We start from the raw sequence: 14701 nt of genomic DNA, 5'->3' as shown, positions 1-14701 counted from the left end.
CGCGGAAGCAGCGCAAGGGACGCGCTGTCTTGGGCCAGCGCGGAGGCGGTGGCGTTGGAGGCATTCGGTGCATGGCCAGACTATGGTGGCGACACCACCGCAATGCAGATTCGCTCATGATTGGAGTTGTTACACATGATCCGGGATTTGGGCGTCGTCGATGTAGATGCGGACGCCGTTGCTAGGGTCCTCGCCCTTCAAGAATCGCATTTCCTTGATCTGAAGGCGATCGAGATCACTCCAGTGAAGCTCGGGGTGCACGTGACTGCATTTGGAAACGCTGCTGGAGGCGAGTTGTATGTCGGCGTCGACGAGATCGATGCGGGACAGCGCAAGTGGCGTGGCTTTTCAAGCGTAGAGGACGCCAATGGTCATGTGCAGGTCCTGCACGACTTATTCCAGGGGGATGACACACTGGGTATCCAGTTCTTGCGGGGCCCTGGCGTACCTGGATTTGTGATGCACCTTGTTGTGGAGAAGTCGCGTCAGATCCTAACAACAACTGACGGGTCCATATACATCCGAGTCAGCGCCCAGCGGTTGCCAGTTAAGGTGAATTCACACGAAGAAGTCGAGCGTCTCCGTCTGGACAAGGGCTTGGCAACTTACGAGGACATGCCCATAAAGGACCTCCCAATCGAGACTGTTTCCGATTCGCTTACGGTTACAACGTTTGTTGTTGAGGCTGTCCCCGTGTCAGAGGCGGAACCTTGGTTAAGGAGCCAGCGACTAATCATCGATGGATCCCCTACTGTCGCGGCGGTACTGCTGTTCGCTGATGAACCTCAGGTCGTGCTTCCAAAACGATCGGCAATTAAGATCCTGCGCTACAAGTCAGCGAAGGCCGAGGGGCATCGTGATCAGATGGACGGTGACCCGATCACCATCGAGGGATCACTCACCGACCTAATCAGAAAAGCGGTTGCGAAGGTCATAGAAATTGTTGAAGGTCACACAGTGCAAACCCCCTCAGGCCTGCAGCCTGTGGCATATCCGCCAGAGACGTTGCACGAAATCGTCACCAACGCGGTACTTCACCGCGACTACTCAATTGCCACTGACATCCAGATCCGGATCTTTGACAACCGGATTGAGGTTGACAGCCCAGGCAAGTTTCCGGGCCACGTGACCGAAAGCAACTTCCTTGACGAGCAGTTTGCGCGAAATGGAAAAGTTGTGCGGCTTATTAATAAGTTTCCAGATCCACCGAACAAGGATGTTGGAGAAGGCTTGAATACTGCCTTTCAGAAGATGCGAGAGATCGGACTCAAGCCGCCGCAGCTCGTGGAAGAGGGCAATAAGATCGTCGCCTACATTAGGCACGAGCGGTTGGCCTCCTATGAAGAGCAGATTATTGAGTACCTTCAGAACAACGACGAAATCAACAACTCAAAGGCGCGGGAACTCACGGGCGAAGGATCCGAAAATAAGATGAAGAGGACTTTCGAGAAGATGATGGAGGCCCAGCAGATCCACCGGGATCCCAGCCGAAAAGGAAGTGCGACGACCTACCTTCTGGGTCCGCCCGCCAAGACGGACAGCTAGTGGTGGCCAGCTGTCGCACAACAGGGGGCCGACAATAGGCGATACAGTCCGACTCATTCATAGGAAGGCCAAAAGCACCTCGCGATTAATCCACCCCGAGAATGGGCTGTCGTCCGTTGGGGGACGGGGCATGCAGCGCGGACCCCTCAGCCTCGCCGCACAGATCCTGGCTAACTTCCGCGTCGAGAGCTGCGGCGACGTGTAGGCGCTGGTGCCGTTCTAGGCATTAGAGGCCAAGGTTGCTCAGCATCGGTGCCGTCCACCATCACGCCCAGCAGGTGATTAAGGTGATACGCCTCAACCCAGGGTCCGACGTGCAGTACATCGCCATCAGTGCGGTCGTGGCCCACGATTGCTGGAGGCTCAAGCGGCGTATCTGGGCCCAGGTCCTCAGCTGCGAGAAGAGAGTCGGACGTCGGCACTCGCGTGGCGTCGACCTCAACCTCGGCAGCGAGTGCCGACGCCCGATCCACTAAGAACCAACTCTGGGGTCCGCTGCTGGGGGTGTTCCATGTAGAGAACAGTTCGGCAGCAGCCGGATCCGGAGTTCGCTTATCCGTTGCGTCGTGCATCAGGCGGTAGTGCGTATCCAGCCACCTTCCCGATGTGATCATCCAAGGAACTTCGGTCGGGTCCCCTTGCAGTGCTACGAGCCAGGGCAGCTTTACCAGCCTAGGAGCGAGACGGCTTCCAAACAGCATCGTTGAGACCCTGGGGTACTTTCGTAGTCGTTGGCCCGATGTAAGGCGCGCACCTATGTCCGAGATAAGATTGTCAAGGGCTGCGATGGCCTCTATACATTCTTCGAAGGTGGGCTCATGGCCGGCGTGCGCCACTCGATTTCGAACGCCATATGTTGATTTGTGCCATCTGGCGAAGGCAGCCTCCCCCGAATTTGACCAATTGCCGCCCAGCTTTGGAGGCAACTCCGTGCGCAACCGGACGGCAAAGGAGTCGTTCCAGCTTGCCACGCATTGCTCGGGGGTTTGCCCCTCCTCCCAGCGAAGCAGGAGCATTAGAATGTTCAGAAACACTTCAGAGGCGGCGCCGATCATGATGACGCATTCCCGAGTGTTTCCTTCTACGTGTAGGGCGACGCTAGCTTGATTATAGAGATCCGTGTACGCTCGAACTCGGGCTGGATGGTCTCGTGTTTGCATTATCGCTAACTGCTGACTCTCCGTGAGAGTTGCCGTCACGCCGAGTTGGTCTACGCGACCATTCGCCAGCATGAACTCGAGTTTTCCACCTTCCGGTGGACTTTGAGTTGCAGAGCGCAAACCGTAGGGAATGAGAAGGGGAAGTTGCGCTCTTGACAGCATCTTGACCGGCTGCCTCAGCGCGGCGACGTGAGCCGACTGTAGCGTTCGCACAGCGTCAATAGCCGCGTCCATTGCGTCACTGATCAACTCCTGGGGCGGGTCTGCAAGATCGGGCATCGAGGGAGGTGCGGTCCCTGCATTAAAATGTCTAAGGAGGAAGGTTGCCCCGAGTGGAACAATAACTTCGACGATGCTCGCTTTGCCGAGCTTGTCATCGTCGCCGCCACCCAGTGCAGAATCGGCGACCTCAGAAAGCTCTTCCTTCTTCACGGGGAATCCAATGTCTACTGCGCGCAGTATCGATGCTAGTGACGACGATTCAACGACGTCCTCTTCTACCTCATGGAACAAGAGAGATGAACTGAATAGATGCGGAGTTGGGTACTCAACGTCTGATTCGAGGGCAGCCTTGGCGAAATCTCGGAACTGCCATGAAACTAGTTCGGTTAGCCGTATGGGTTTGTTGGTCGGCCAGCCAAGCGGTGTTGGCATCTTGAAGAAGAATGTGACGAGGTGCTCGTTCGGCAAAACAATGAATGAATCTTCGAGTGGGTCGGGTTCATCGATGGAAGACGTCAGCGTCGAGTCATCGTTTGACATCGCAGTTCTCGGCTCAGGCGAGATCACCGAATGCGCTCCTTCATTGACATGACCATTCTCCAGCGTTGAGCAGGCGGTCGTGTGCGTTCAGAGATGTATTGCCTGCCCACCAGAACGCTGCGCGCGCGAGTCTGCAGGGTGCTCGCTAGCCAGATGCGCCACCTTGCCAGACAGCTCGGACGAATCGCTGGTGTTAGGTCTCTGGGCGCGCAGGAAAACTCGACGCATTCCGGCGTCGAGGGCTCCCTGTTGAAAGTGCGGAGCGTGATCGCTGCCGGGAGGAGGCTCACGGCCGAGTTGGTGCGGGTCTCGTCTCCTCGTCCACCCAGTTGAGGTAGTCGCAGTCCCCACGTGGAACGGGAAGCACGAGGATGCATGGGACGTCGTAGGTGTGGAGCCCCCGCACGCGCTGGCGAAGTGCTTCGACGCGCCCTTTAGTGGTGTGCATGGCGGCGCGAACCTCGGAGGCGTGTTCAATCGCGCCTTGCCAGCGATAGGTGGACTCGATGGGAGTGAGATGTCCGCACGCGATGAGGCGTTCGTCGAGAAGCGTTTCGACGAGCCCGGGCATGAAGTCTGGAGGGCCAGTCACGATGACCTCGACGACGTCGCTCAACTGGCTGCGCTCCCTTCGAGTAGTTCGCGAAGCTGCGAGGTGGCGGCGTCCTCGGACTTGGCGATGGATGCGGCCCCTGTCAAGAGCGGGCCGTCGTGGGACTGGCCCACCCACCGTCCGGCCATGTGCTGGCCGTGCATGTGCACGCGGAAGAACAGCGTGCCGAGCGAACGGACGCCTTCGTCCTCAGCGGCGTACCAACCCATCAGAACCTCGTTGTCCCAGAGCCGGAGTTCACCGCGCCAGAGGTAGCCGCCCTCCGCCACGGTGACGTTGCCGCGGTTCTCGGCCTGGATCTGGATGAGGTCGCCTCGCTGGCGCAGCGTCACCGGCTGGGCGGTGAACACGGGTTGCCCGTCCTTCCAGGTCTCCCACGCCGCGAACCAGGCTCCCGAGAGGCCGACGCGTCGTGAGTGCGCGCCCGCCAGCTCGTCAAGGGTGATCCCAAGGGCCTGGGCGATCTGGCGGCCGGCGGACAGGGTCGGCTGGGCGTCGCCCGCTTCGTACCGCCGGATCTGCCGCTTGTCGAGGCCCACCTGGGCGGCGAGGTCGGCCTGGCTCAGCCCGAGCGCCGCTCGCCGGGCCTTGATCACCTCTGGCATCTCCACTCCTTCATTGTGCAGGACTCCGGGGTCCGGTCAGTCCCTCGGGGACTTTTCCGCCCTTTAGGGGCGCATGAGTCCTTGCAAGGGACGAATGAGTCCCCTATGGTGACGGATACGGCCGGTGAGGCAGTAAGAGTCCCACCGCTTCGAGAGTGGAGATGGTCATGGCGATGCAGCGGCGGATCAAGGTGGCGCACCACGAGGTCTTCCCCGCGGGGGCGTTCCTCAAGGGGTCGGTGGAGCCGGTGGCGGACTTCAACGCCTCACCGCGTGAGGACGGGACGCGGCCCCAGCAGGTCGACAAGGACACCGGGCTCCCCCTGTGGCAGGCGACGGTGCTGGACGCGGATGAGGAGGCGTCGCGGAAGGACACGGCGGTGTCGGTGAAGTTCGCGGCGAAGCAGCAGCCGGTGCCGCCGGAGAACAAGTCGGGGATGCCGTGGACGCCGGTGGAGTTCGTCGGGCTGACGGCGCTGGGGTGGATCGACGACAGCGGCCCTCGCCCGCGGCTGTCCTGGTCGTTCCGGGCGGAGGGGATGGTCGCGCCGGGGGCCACGCTCAAGGCAGCGTCGTGACCGCTGTGGACCTCGACGCGTTGGCCCGTTCGTTCGGGGTCGGCACGGACGAGGCGCTGGCGGAAGAGCTGCTGGGTATCTACGCGCGGACCGAGGACGCGGCCGAGCACATCCTGCGGCTGGGGCACTCGGGGGAGGACGTGCCGGGGTTCGCGGAGGCGATGGCGAGCGTTGCCGGGTGGCTGGACGTGGCCGCGTCGTGCGTGGACCGGGCGCTGGCTGCGTGTGAGGAGCATGAGCGGGGCGGGCCGCGATGAGCACCGTGAGCCGTCTGGGCTGGCTGGGCCGGTGGCTGTGGGTCTGGCTGGCCGGTCACCGCCGGTTGGTCGCGGCGTGGCTGGTGGTCTCGGTGCTCGCCGCGTGGGCTCGCGGGGAGCCGCTGGCAGCGTGGCTGGGTGCGGGGCTCGCGGTGCCGCTGGCCCTCGCGGGGTGGGCGTGGTGGTTCCCGGCCGGGTATGAGCGTGTGGTCGCGGGCCCGTCGCGGCGTCGTCGGTGGCGGCGGTACGTGCGGCGCAACTGGTCGGGGTTGGCGGAGGCGTGTGGCTGGACCCGCCTCCTGCGTGAGGGGCGAGGGGTTGGACCGGGGAAGCCTTCGGGGCAGGCGGTCCCGCGATTGCGGTCGGTCCGCGCGAAGGGTTCGACGGTGACGCTCGTCGTGCGGGCTCGGGCGGGCCAGACGCTCGACCAGCTCGAAGCGGGCGTGCCAGGTCTCGCTGCCACGCTGGACGCCCTGTCCTGGCGGTGCTCTGCGCTGGGCGGCTCGACCTCGACCCTGCTCGTCGAGCTCGTCATGCACGACGCCCTCCGGGAGCCGCGCGACGGGACCGTTCCGCTGGGACCCACGTCCAACAACCCGGGCCACCTGCTGCCGCTCGGTCGGCGGGACGTGGGCGGGACCTGGGGGCTGACGGTCGCGGGGAGGCACACGCTGGTGGCCGGCTGCTCGGGGGCAGGGAAGGGTTCGGTGCTGTGGGGCCTGGTCGCCGGCCTCGCCGCGCTGGTGCCGTCCGACACGGTCCGGCTGTGGGGGATTGACCTCAAGCACGGGGTGGAGCTGCGGATGGGTCGCGCCCTGTTCGCCGCGGTGGCCGATACCGGCCCCGAGGCCCTCGCCGTGCTGACGGCGCTCCTCGACGTCGCGGAGCAGCGGGGGCAGGCGATGGCCGGTCAGGTCCGTGCCCACACGCCGCGGCCGGGTGACCCGCTCCACGTCCTGGTCATCGACGAGCTGGCGGACCTCGTCGCGTACGCCGACCGGGAGACCCGCATGGAGGCCGCCCGGCTGCTGGCCCGCCTGCTGACCAAGGGCCGCGCGCTCGGGGTGGTGGTGGCCGCGTTCGTGCAGGACCCGCGCAAGGACGTCGTCACGATGCGGAACCTGTTCACCCAGCGGGTCGCGCTCCGGCTGCTCTCGGACCAGGAGACCGCGATGGTGCTCGGGGACGGGGCCGCTCGGACGGCTCCCGCGCACCGGATCTCCCCGACCGCTCCTGGCTCCGCGTGGGTGGTCGACGACGAGGGCAACAGCGACCGGGTCCGCGCCGACTACTGGCCCGACCCCGTGATCCGCGACCTCGCAGCCCGCTATCCGTGCCGTGCTCCGGTGTTGCCCACCTCGCCCGAGCCGACGCGCGAGGCTGCCGCAGATGAGATGTCCGGTGAGGACGGGCCCCGGCTGCACTCGGTGCCCACCGACGAGCCCACACATCGGCCTCGGCGGCCGCGTTCGCCGCGCGCACCAAGAGCCGGTGCCGTTGCCGGTGCGACGTCTGTCAAGAGGCGTGAGGCGTGATGACGGGCCCGCAGGCTCCGGACCGGGTTGCGCTGCGCCCGTGGGGTGTCCCGCTGCCGTACGTGACCGCCAGCGCCGGGGTCCTCGACGAGCTCGACGGCATCCGCTGGCGTGAACGTGGCTCCTGCGCCGCCGACCCGGACGGCGGGTGGTTCGAGGACCTGCGCGCCCCGGCAGCCCGTCGCGCCCGCTCGATCTGCGCGGGGTGCCCGGTGCGGCGGAAGTGTTTGGCCGCCGCGCTGCTGTACGGCGAGGAGTTCGGCATCTGGGGTGGGCTCGACTCCGACCAGCGCCACCCCCTGGACGAGGCGCTGCGCCATGGCGAACCCCTGGGCAGGGTCGTCGACTGCGCGCTTCGCGCCGACCGGGCCGCCTGACCGGGCCGTCGTCATGTCACCCACTTCGTCGTCGACCGGCACCGCCGCCCTGCGGTTCGAGGGCTTCGGCGAGGGCGCACCCCTCGACGTGCCCGCCCTCAATGGGCCGTCCGGGGCGGGGCTGCTGGCTCGGTTCGCGGACGGGTCGATGGACGCCTTCGTCGACACTCTTGCGGCGGTGCACAACTGTGCGCGGCCGGTCCGGCTGGCGGGTTCCTCGACGACAGTCGACGCTCGGACCGGGGAGGTGCTGTCGACGTTTCGCTCGGTGGATGCGCCGCTGGGGGTGCTGTACCGGCCGTGCGGCAACCGCCGCGCCCACGTCTGCCCGGCGTGCTCGCGCACCTACGCTCGGGACACGTTCGCGCTCATCAGTGCCGGGGTCGCTGGCGGCAAGACCGTGCCGGAGCAGGTGGCGGACAACCCGTTGCTGTTCGCGACGTTCACAGCGCCCTCGTTCGGGCTGGTGCACGGCCACCGTGGCGGGAAGCCGTGCCGCCCAAGACGGCGGGACGACCGGACCCGCTGTGCGCACGGACGGCCTCTGTGGTGCATCGCGATTCACGAGCCCGGGGACGCTCGCTCGGGTGCCCCTCTGTGCTCGGACTGCTACGACACCGCGTCGGCGGTGCTGTGGCAGTGGCACGCCCCCGAGCTGTGGCGGCGCACGACCATCGCCCTGCGCCGAGCCGTCGCCGGGCACCTCGGGGTGACGGAGTCCGGGTTGGCCGAGCACGCGTCGATCCAGTACGCTAAGGTCGCGGAGTACCAGGACCGCGGTCTGGTCCACTTCCACGCTCTGATCCGCCTCGACGGCCCCGCCGCGGCGGGGATCGGTGCGCCCGCCCCGGCCGCCCTCGACGGTCTGACTCTGGCGGCCCTGGTCCGGGACGCCGCCCCGGGCGTGACCGTGTTGGCCGAGCCGGTCGACGCAGACGACAGTCCGCGAGTCCTGGCCTGGGGTGCGCAGCTCGACGTGCGCGTGGTCACTGCAGGTCACCGCGTCGACGACCCCGCCGCGGCCCTGACGCCCGGGCAGGTGGCGGGCTACCTCGCGAAGTACGCCACCAAGGACGTCTCCGGCCTGCACGGCGAGGGACAGCAGCGCCCCCACATCGCCGCCTTCCGCGCCGCCTGCGCCGACCTGGCCGACCGCGCCGCCCGACACCACCCCGAGGACCACGACTACCAGCGGATGAGCCGGTGGGTGCACATGCTCGGCTTCCGCGGCCACTTCGGCACCAAGTCCCGCCGCTACTCGGTCACCCTCGGAGCCCTGCGCCGCGCCCGCGCCCGCTGGCAGGCGATGGCCGCCGAGTCGCGCCGGACGGGGGAGCCGGTCGACACCCGGGACCTCGAGCGCCGACTCCTGGCCGACGACGAGGACGAGGCGACCGTCGTCATCGGGTCGTGGACCTACCTCGGCACCGGCTGGCGGGACGCCGCCGAGGAAGCCCTTGCCCTGGCGGCTGCCGCCCGCGCACGGGAGTACGACCAGTGGCGAGCGGAGCGACGGGACGGACGCGGCAAGGGGACACACCACGACGGAGGAACGACGAGCAAGGGGTGAGCGAGATGGACGAGACGACGGAGTTGCAGCGGCTGTTGACGGTGCACGAGGTGGCGGAGGTGTTGGGGACGGCGGACGGGTTCGTCCGGCAGCTCGTGGCGGCGCGACGCATCCGGTTCTTGCGGGTGGGCAAGCACCTGCGGTTCCCGGTGTCGGCGGTGCCGGAGTACCTGGCCGCGGTGACGGTGGAGCCCCTGCCGTCGCGCGGGTGGAGTGCGTGATGGGCAAGCGGGTGCGTGGGTCGATCCGCCGGCTGCCGTCCGGGCGGTGGCAGGTCCGGTACACGGGTCTGGACGGCTTGCGCCGGACGTTGGAGCAGACGCACCGGACGAAGGCGGAGGCCGAGGCGGCGTACGCGATCGTGGCGGCGGACATGGCGACCGGTCGGTGGGTGGATCCGTCGCTGGCCGGGGTGACGTTCGGGACGTACGCGGCTCGGTGGGTGGCGGAGCGGGCGACGATCACGGGTCGGACCCGTGAGCTGTACGGGACGCTGCTGCGGTTGCACCTCGCGCCGTACCTGGGGGAGGTCCAGCTGCGGTACCTCTCGCCCGCGCTGGTGCGGCGGTGGCGGCAGGGTCGTCAGGACGCGGGTGTCGGGGCGTCGACCATCGCCAAGGCGTACCGGCTGCTGCGCTCGATCATGGCGACGGCGGTCGATGACGAGGTGATCCTGCGGAACCCGTGCCGGATCCGGGGCGCGGGGAGCGAGGTCGCCTCGGAGCGGCCGATCCTCACCCCGGCCGAGGTGGCGCGGCTGGCCGAGGTGATCGAGCCGCGGTACCGGCTGGTGGTGCTGCTGGCGGTGTACGGCTCGCTCCGGTGGGGTGAGCTGATGGGGTTGCAGCGGGGCGACCTCGACCTGGAGCTGATGACGCTCACGGTGCGGCGCTCGGTCTCCGAGGTCGGCGGCCGGCTGGTGGTCAAGGGGCCGAAGTCGCGGGCTGGGCTGCGGACCATCGCGCTCCCGCTCGGCCTGCGCGAGGACATCGAGCAGCACCTCGACGCCTTCGCGGAGGACGGTCCCGAGGGCCGGCTGTTCGTGGGCTGGCGGGGCAACACCTTGCACCGGTCGAACTGGTCCACGGTGTGGGTCGCGGCCCGGTCGGCGGCCGACCTCGACCCGCGGGTGCACCTGCACGACCTGCGCCACACGGGCAACCATTTCGCGGCCGCATCGGGGGCGAGCACCCGTGAGCTGATGCACCGGATGGGCCACGCGAGCATGCGCGCGGCGCTCATCTACCAGCACGCGACGGCGGAGCGGGATGCCCGGATAGCGGCGACGCTGGACCAGGTCCTGAGCGGGGGTGCGGGGCGGTGATTGGGCACGCGTTGGGCACGCGAGGCACCTGTGCCGTGGAGCCAGCGAGGGGGTCGGTCGGCCTCGCAAGGGCTGACCTGCGGTGATGCGGTGGAGCCGATGACGGGAATCGAACCCGCGTGTCCAGCTTGGGAAGCTGGCGCTCTACCATTGAGCTACATCGGCGTGCCGGGTCGAGTGACCTCCCCGGCGCCCGGGAAGTCTAGCCCACCACCGCAGCCGCCTCGCACCCGGTCCGACCCCTGCCGGTAGCCTGACCGCGTGCTCCTCTCCGACCGTGACATCCGCGCCGAGGTCGATGCCGGTCGCGTGGCCCTCGACCCCTGGGACCCGGCGATGATCCAGCCGAGCAGCGTCGACGTCCGCCTCGACAAGTTCTTCCGGCTCTTCGACAACCACAAGTACCAGGTGATCGACCCCGCGCAGGACCAGGCCGACCTCACCCGGCTCGTCGAGGTCGACGCCGACGAGGGCTTCGTCCTGCACCCCGGCGAGTTCGTCCTCGGCTCCACCCTCGAGACCGTGAGCCTGCCTGACGACCTCGCGGCCCGCGTCGAGGGCAAGTCGAGCCTCGGCCGCCTCGGGCTGCTGACCCACGCGACGGCCGGCTTCGTCGACCCCGGCTTCACCGGCCACGTCACCCTCGAGCTGAGCAACGTGGCGACGCTGCCGATCATGCTGTGGCCGGGGATGAAGATCGGGCAGCTGGCGTTCTTCCGGCTGAGCAGCCCGTCCGAGAACCCGTACGGCTCCGAGGCCTACGGCTCGCACTACCAGGGCCAGCGCGGCCCGACGGCCAGCCGCAGCTTCCAGAACTTCCACCGCGCCGACGTCTGAGCGACCCCGCCGCGGTGGCCATCCGGTGAGACGGGGCGCGCCGAACCTCCTGCGACACGCCGCAGATCCGGCCGTCCTCCACGGAACGACGGCCGGCACGAGGTACGCATCGTGGATGCGGGCCTCCGTCCCGTCCCTGCCCCGGCTCGGACCCGCCTGATCACGAGGGGAACCGAGCGATGCACGAACGCACCGTCCGCGGTCGGTCCCACCCGGCCGCCCGGCGCCGCCGCAAGGTGGTCCGCCGCCCGCGGCGCCCCACCGTCGAGACGCTCCTGCTCGCCCCCGACGGGGGAGGTGGCGCACGCCTGCACGGCCGCGTCCCCGAGCACCCGCGGGCGGTCGTCGTCGTCCTCCACGGCGGCCGCGAGCGCAGCCGTGAGCGGGTGGGCCGCTACCAGCTCGCCGTCCTGCGGATGCTGCCCTTCGTCGGCTCGCTGCGCCGCACCCTCGGCGAGCAGGTCGCCGTCGTCCGGCTGACCTACCGCGTGCGCGGCTGGAACGGCCACGCCGCCGACCCGCTCGTCGACACCCGCTGGGCGCTCGAGCGCATCCGCCGCGTCCTGCCGGGCGTGCCCGTGGCCCTCGTCGGGCACTCGATGGGTGGCCGCGTCGCGCTGACGCTGGCCGCCGACTCCGGGGTGGCTGCCGTCGCGGCCCTCGCCCCGTGGGTCGAGGGCGACCTGCGGGCCCCGCGCGACGGGCGGCCCGTCCTCCTCATGCACGGCACCGCCGACCGCACGACCGACCCCCGCCGCACGGCCTTCGTCGCGCAGCGCTGGGAGGAGCTCGGCGTCCGCGTCACGTGGGTGCGGGTGCCGGGGGAGCGCCACGCGATGCTCCGCCGCGCCCGCCGCTGGCACGAGACGGTGGCCGAGTTCGTCAGCGGCGCACTGCCGCTCGCAGACCGACCCAGCTGACGACAGCGCCGGCCACGAGCAGGCCGGCGCACCAGAGCATCGCGGCGCGGTAGCCGGCCGTCATCGCGACGGGGTCGAGGTAGTCCTCGCCCGCGAGGCCGACCAGACCGGGCAGCGCGGCGACGGCGAGCAGCGACCCGGCCCGGGCGACCGCGTTGTTGACGCCGCTGGCGACCCCGGCGTGCCGGTCCGGCGCCGAGCCGAGGACCGCGGCGGTCAGCGGCGAGACGAGCCCGGCGAGCCCGAGGGCGAAGACGACCATCCCGGGCAGCACGTCGAGCCAGCCGGCGGAGGCGTCGACGCGCAGCAGCAGGAGGCTGCCCGCCGCGCAGAGGAGCGGCCCGACGGTCATCGGCAGCCTCGGGCCGATGCGGTCGGCCAGCGCCGCCGAGCGCGACGACAGCAGCATCATGGCGACGGTGAGGGGCAGGGCGGACATCCCGGCGGTGAGCGCGCTCCATCCGGCGACCTGGAGCTCCAGCACCACGAACAACGTCACCGCCCCCAGCGCCCCGTAGACGAGCAGCGTCATCCCGTTGGCCGCCGCGAACACCCGAGAACCGAACAGCGACAACGGGACCAGCGGATGCCGGGAGCGGCGCTCGACGACGACGAAGCCGACGGCCGCGCCCACCGCCACGGCCCAGCACCCCACGAGCGCGGCGGTCGCCAGCGTGCCGGCGGCGGTCAGCGCGTAGGTCGCGGCGCCGAGCGCGACGACGGTGAGCCCCGCCCCGGCGACGTCGAACGGGCGCCCGGCGGCCCCGGGGTCGCGGCTCTCCGGCGCGCGCCGCCCGGTCAGCGCGACGACGGCGAGACAGAGCGGGATGTTGATGCCGAACACCCAGCGCCACGAGGCGTGGTCGACGAGCCAGCCCCCGACGAACGGCCCGAGCGCGGCGGCGACCCCCGAGAAGCCGGCCCACGTCCCGATGGCCGTGGCCCGGTCGGCGGGGCGGAACGTCGTCTGGATGATCGCGAGCGCGCCGGGGGTCAGCAGCGCCGCCCCGACCCCCTGGAGCACGCGCAGGGCGACGAGCTGGGCCGGTGTCTGGGCGGCCGCGCAGAGGGCCGAGGCCACCGCGAACCACACGACCCCGACCTCGTAGACCCGGCGGCGCCCCCACCGGTCGCCGAGCCCGCCGCCGACGAGCACGAGCGATGCGAGCGCCAGCAGGTACCCGTTGACCACCCACTGCAGCTGCGCCAGCGAGGCGTCGAGGTCCGCGCCGATCGTGCGCAGCGCGACGTTGACGACGCTGCCGTCGAGGATGGCGACGCCGGTGCCGAGCACCAGCCCGGCCAGCACCAGCCGACCCTGCGGCGAGCGCCGGTCGAGGTGCTCGTCGCGGGGGACGGTCTCGGTCACGGAGCCACGCTAGGGCCCGGCGGCGGGTCTCGATCCGGTCTCGGTCCGTCGAACGTCCGTCACGGGGGGCCTCCCACCTGCGGTTGCGCGCACTAGGGTCGACGGATGATCCGCTTCGACGGCGTGACCAAGCAGTTCCCCGACGGCACGGTCGCCGTCGACGACCTGAGCCTCACGGCCCCGACGGGCAAGATCACCGTGCTCGTCGGTCCATCGGGGTGCGGCAAGACGACCAGCCTGCGGATGGTCAACCGGATGATCGAGCCGACGCGGGGCTCCATCTCCCTCGACGGCCAGGACACCGGCCGGATGAAGCAGTCCGAGCTGCGTCGTGGCATCGGCTACGTCATCCAGCACGCGGGCCTCTTCCCGCACCGGACCGTCCTCGACAACATCGCCACCGTGCCGCGGCTGCTCGGCTGGGACCGCGCCCGCACCCGCGACCGCGCCCACGAGCTGCTCGAGCGGGTCGGGCTCGATCCCGTTCTCGGCGACCGCTATCCCGCGCAGCTCTCGGGCGGTCAGCAGCAGCGCGTCGGGGTCGCCCGGGCGCTCGCGGCCGACCCGCCCGTCATGCTCATGGACGAGCCGTTCTCCGCCGTCGACCCGATCGTCCGCGACCAGCTGCAGGACGAGTTCCTGAGGCTGCAGGAGGAGCTGGGCAAGACGATCATCTTCGTCACGCACGACATCGACGAGGCCATCAAGCTCGGCGACCAGGTCGCGGTCCTGCGGGTCGGTGGCCGGCTGGCGCAGGTCGCGGAGCCGTCGTACCTGTTGGCCCACCCGGCCGACGACTTCGTCGCGGACTTCGTCGGGCGCGACCGCGGCTACCGCGCCCTGCAGTTCCAGCGGACCCCGCGCCTGCCCCTGCGCTCCGAGCGGACCATCGTCCTCGGCGAGCAGCCCGCGGCGGGCAGCGCGGCCTGGCTGCTCGTCGTCGACGAGCAGCGCAAGCCGCTCGGATGGGTCGAGCCGGCGCGCATCGGTGCGCGCGGGGTCGAGGACGCCGACCTGCACCGCGGCGGCACCGTCGCCCGCGCCGCCGGGACGCTGCGCGGCGCCCTCGACGCGGCGCTGTCGTCCCCGGCGCGACGCGGCGTGGTCGTCGACGACAGCGGCGTGCTCGTCGGCACGGTGCTCGCCCACGAGGTGCTCAGCGCCATCGAGGACACCGACCGGCCCGAGCGCGACGAGGAGGACCCCGTGCACGGCGGGGCCGTCGCCCTCGCGGAGGACGGGGCCTGAG

15 protein-coding genes, 1 tRNA gene and 1 pseudogene are annotated in these 14701 nt (G+C 69.3%); 12 read left to right on the top strand and 5 right to left on the bottom strand.

The genetic code is table 11. The features are described from left to right. Positions 1-135: 135 nt before the first annotated feature. Positions 136-1545 (top strand): ATP-binding protein, encoded by a 1410-nt coding sequence (locus HL663_RS02615; RefSeq protein ID WP_173026928.1) that lies wholly within the window; start codon positions 136-138, stop codon positions 1543-1545. A 170-nt stretch (positions 1546-1715) separates the two neighbouring features. Here the strand turns inward: HL663_RS02615 and HL663_RS02610 are convergent, their stop codons facing one another. From HL663_RS02610 to HL663_RS02600, 3 genes are all read right to left on the bottom strand, one after another. Next, positions 1716-3494, bottom strand: coding sequence for a hypothetical protein (locus HL663_RS02610; protein ID WP_173026927.1), 1779 nt, complete (start codon positions 3492-3494; stop codon positions 1716-1718). Between the two features lie 259 nt (positions 3495-3753). Continuing rightward, positions 3754-4083: a divalent-cation tolerance protein CutA gene (gene cutA / locus HL663_RS02605; protein ID WP_216842656.1), complete on the bottom strand. Its 330-nt coding sequence runs from the start codon at positions 4081-4083 to the stop codon at positions 3754-3756. Next, complete coding sequence (locus HL663_RS02600) at positions 4080-4685, bottom strand: helix-turn-helix transcriptional regulator (RefSeq protein WP_173026926.1); 606 nt, start codon at positions 4683-4685, stop codon at positions 4080-4082. The genes cutA and HL663_RS02600 overlap by 4 nt, the downstream gene beginning before the upstream one ends. Before the next feature lie 167 nt (positions 4686-4852). Here HL663_RS02600 and HL663_RS02595 point away from each other — a divergent pair, with 167 nt between their 5' ends. The 8 genes and pseudogenes from HL663_RS02595 (at position 4853) to HL663_RS02565 (ending at position 10326) form a co-directional block, all read left to right on the top strand. Next, a complete protein-coding gene (locus HL663_RS02595; RefSeq protein WP_173026925.1) occupies positions 4853-5263 on the top strand; it encodes a plasmid replication, integration and excision activator in 411 nt (136 codons plus the stop codon). Beyond that, positions 5260-5520: a hypothetical protein gene (locus tag HL663_RS02590; protein WP_173026924.1), complete on the top strand. Its 261-nt coding sequence runs from the start codon at positions 5260-5262 to the stop codon at positions 5518-5520. Before HL663_RS02595 ends, HL663_RS02590 begins: the two co-directional genes overlap by 4 nt. 386 nt (positions 5521-5906) lie before the next feature. Then, positions 5907-7055, top strand: coding sequence for an FtsK/SpoIIIE domain-containing protein (locus HL663_RS02585; RefSeq protein ID WP_216842655.1), 1149 nt, complete (start codon positions 5907-5909; stop codon positions 7053-7055). A gap of 62 nt (positions 7056-7117) precedes the next feature. Then, a complete protein-coding gene (locus HL663_RS02580) occupies positions 7118-7432 on the top strand; it encodes a WhiB family transcriptional regulator (RefSeq protein WP_216842654.1) in 315 nt (104 codons plus the stop codon). Beyond that, a complete protein-coding gene (locus HL663_RS02575; RefSeq protein WP_173026921.1) occupies positions 7374-9002 on the top strand; it encodes a replication initiator in 1629 nt (542 codons plus the stop codon). The genes HL663_RS02580 and HL663_RS02575 overlap by 59 nt, the downstream gene beginning before the upstream one ends. Before the next feature lie 5 nt (positions 9003-9007). Beyond that, complete coding sequence (locus HL663_RS02570; protein WP_173029952.1) at positions 9008-9223, top strand: excisionase family DNA-binding protein; 216 nt, start codon at positions 9008-9010, stop codon at positions 9221-9223. Continuing rightward, positions 9223-9318 (top strand): annotated as a pseudogene (locus HL663_RS19505) (hypothetical protein); the annotation flags it as partial. The gene HL663_RS02570 and the pseudogene HL663_RS19505, both read left to right, overlap by 1 nt. A gap of 96 nt (positions 9319-9414) precedes the next feature. Then, positions 9415-10326, top strand: coding sequence for a tyrosine-type recombinase/integrase (locus HL663_RS02565; protein WP_216842653.1), 912 nt, complete (start codon positions 9415-9417; stop codon positions 10324-10326). A gap of 91 nt (positions 10327-10417) precedes the next feature. Here HL663_RS02565 and HL663_RS02560 read toward each other — a convergent pair. After that, positions 10418-10491: transfer RNA gene (locus HL663_RS02560), tRNA-Gly, on the bottom strand. A gap of 96 nt (positions 10492-10587) precedes the next feature. Here HL663_RS02560 and dcd point away from each other — a divergent pair. Beyond that, the gene (dcd, locus tag HL663_RS02555) at positions 10588-11163 is read left to right on the top strand and encodes a dCTP deaminase (RefSeq protein ID WP_173026919.1); all 576 of its coding nucleotides are present in this window, start codon (positions 10588-10590) and stop codon (positions 11161-11163) included. A gap of 179 nt (positions 11164-11342) precedes the next feature. Then, the gene (locus HL663_RS02550) at positions 11343-12083 is read left to right on the top strand and encodes an alpha/beta hydrolase (RefSeq protein WP_173026918.1); all 741 of its coding nucleotides are present in this window, start codon (positions 11343-11345) and stop codon (positions 12081-12083) included. On the opposite strand, the gene HL663_RS02545 is transcribed toward HL663_RS02550, so the two are convergent. Continuing rightward, positions 12046-13452 carry an MFS transporter gene (locus HL663_RS02545; protein ID WP_173026917.1) on the bottom strand — a complete coding sequence of 469 codons (1407 nt, stop codon included), beginning with the start codon at positions 13450-13452 and terminating at the stop codon, positions 12046-12048. The genes HL663_RS02550 and HL663_RS02545 overlap by 38 nt on opposite strands. Positions 13453-13557: 105 nt before the next feature. Here HL663_RS02545 and HL663_RS02540 point away from each other — a divergent pair, with 105 nt between their 5' ends. After that, positions 13558-14700, top strand: a complete 1143-nt coding sequence (locus HL663_RS02540; protein ID WP_173026916.1) for an ABC transporter ATP-binding protein — start codon at positions 13558-13560, stop codon at positions 14698-14700. The last annotated feature ends 1 nt before the right edge of the window (position 14701 follow it).

The sequence above is a fragment of the Arthrobacter sp. NEB 688 genome, assembly GCF_013201035.1.
Classification (GTDB): domain Bacteria; phylum Actinomycetota; class Actinomycetes; order Actinomycetales; family Dermatophilaceae; genus Phycicoccus.
Note: the sequence above shows the minus strand (reverse complement) of the source record. Positions and strands in the feature narration are given on the sequence as shown.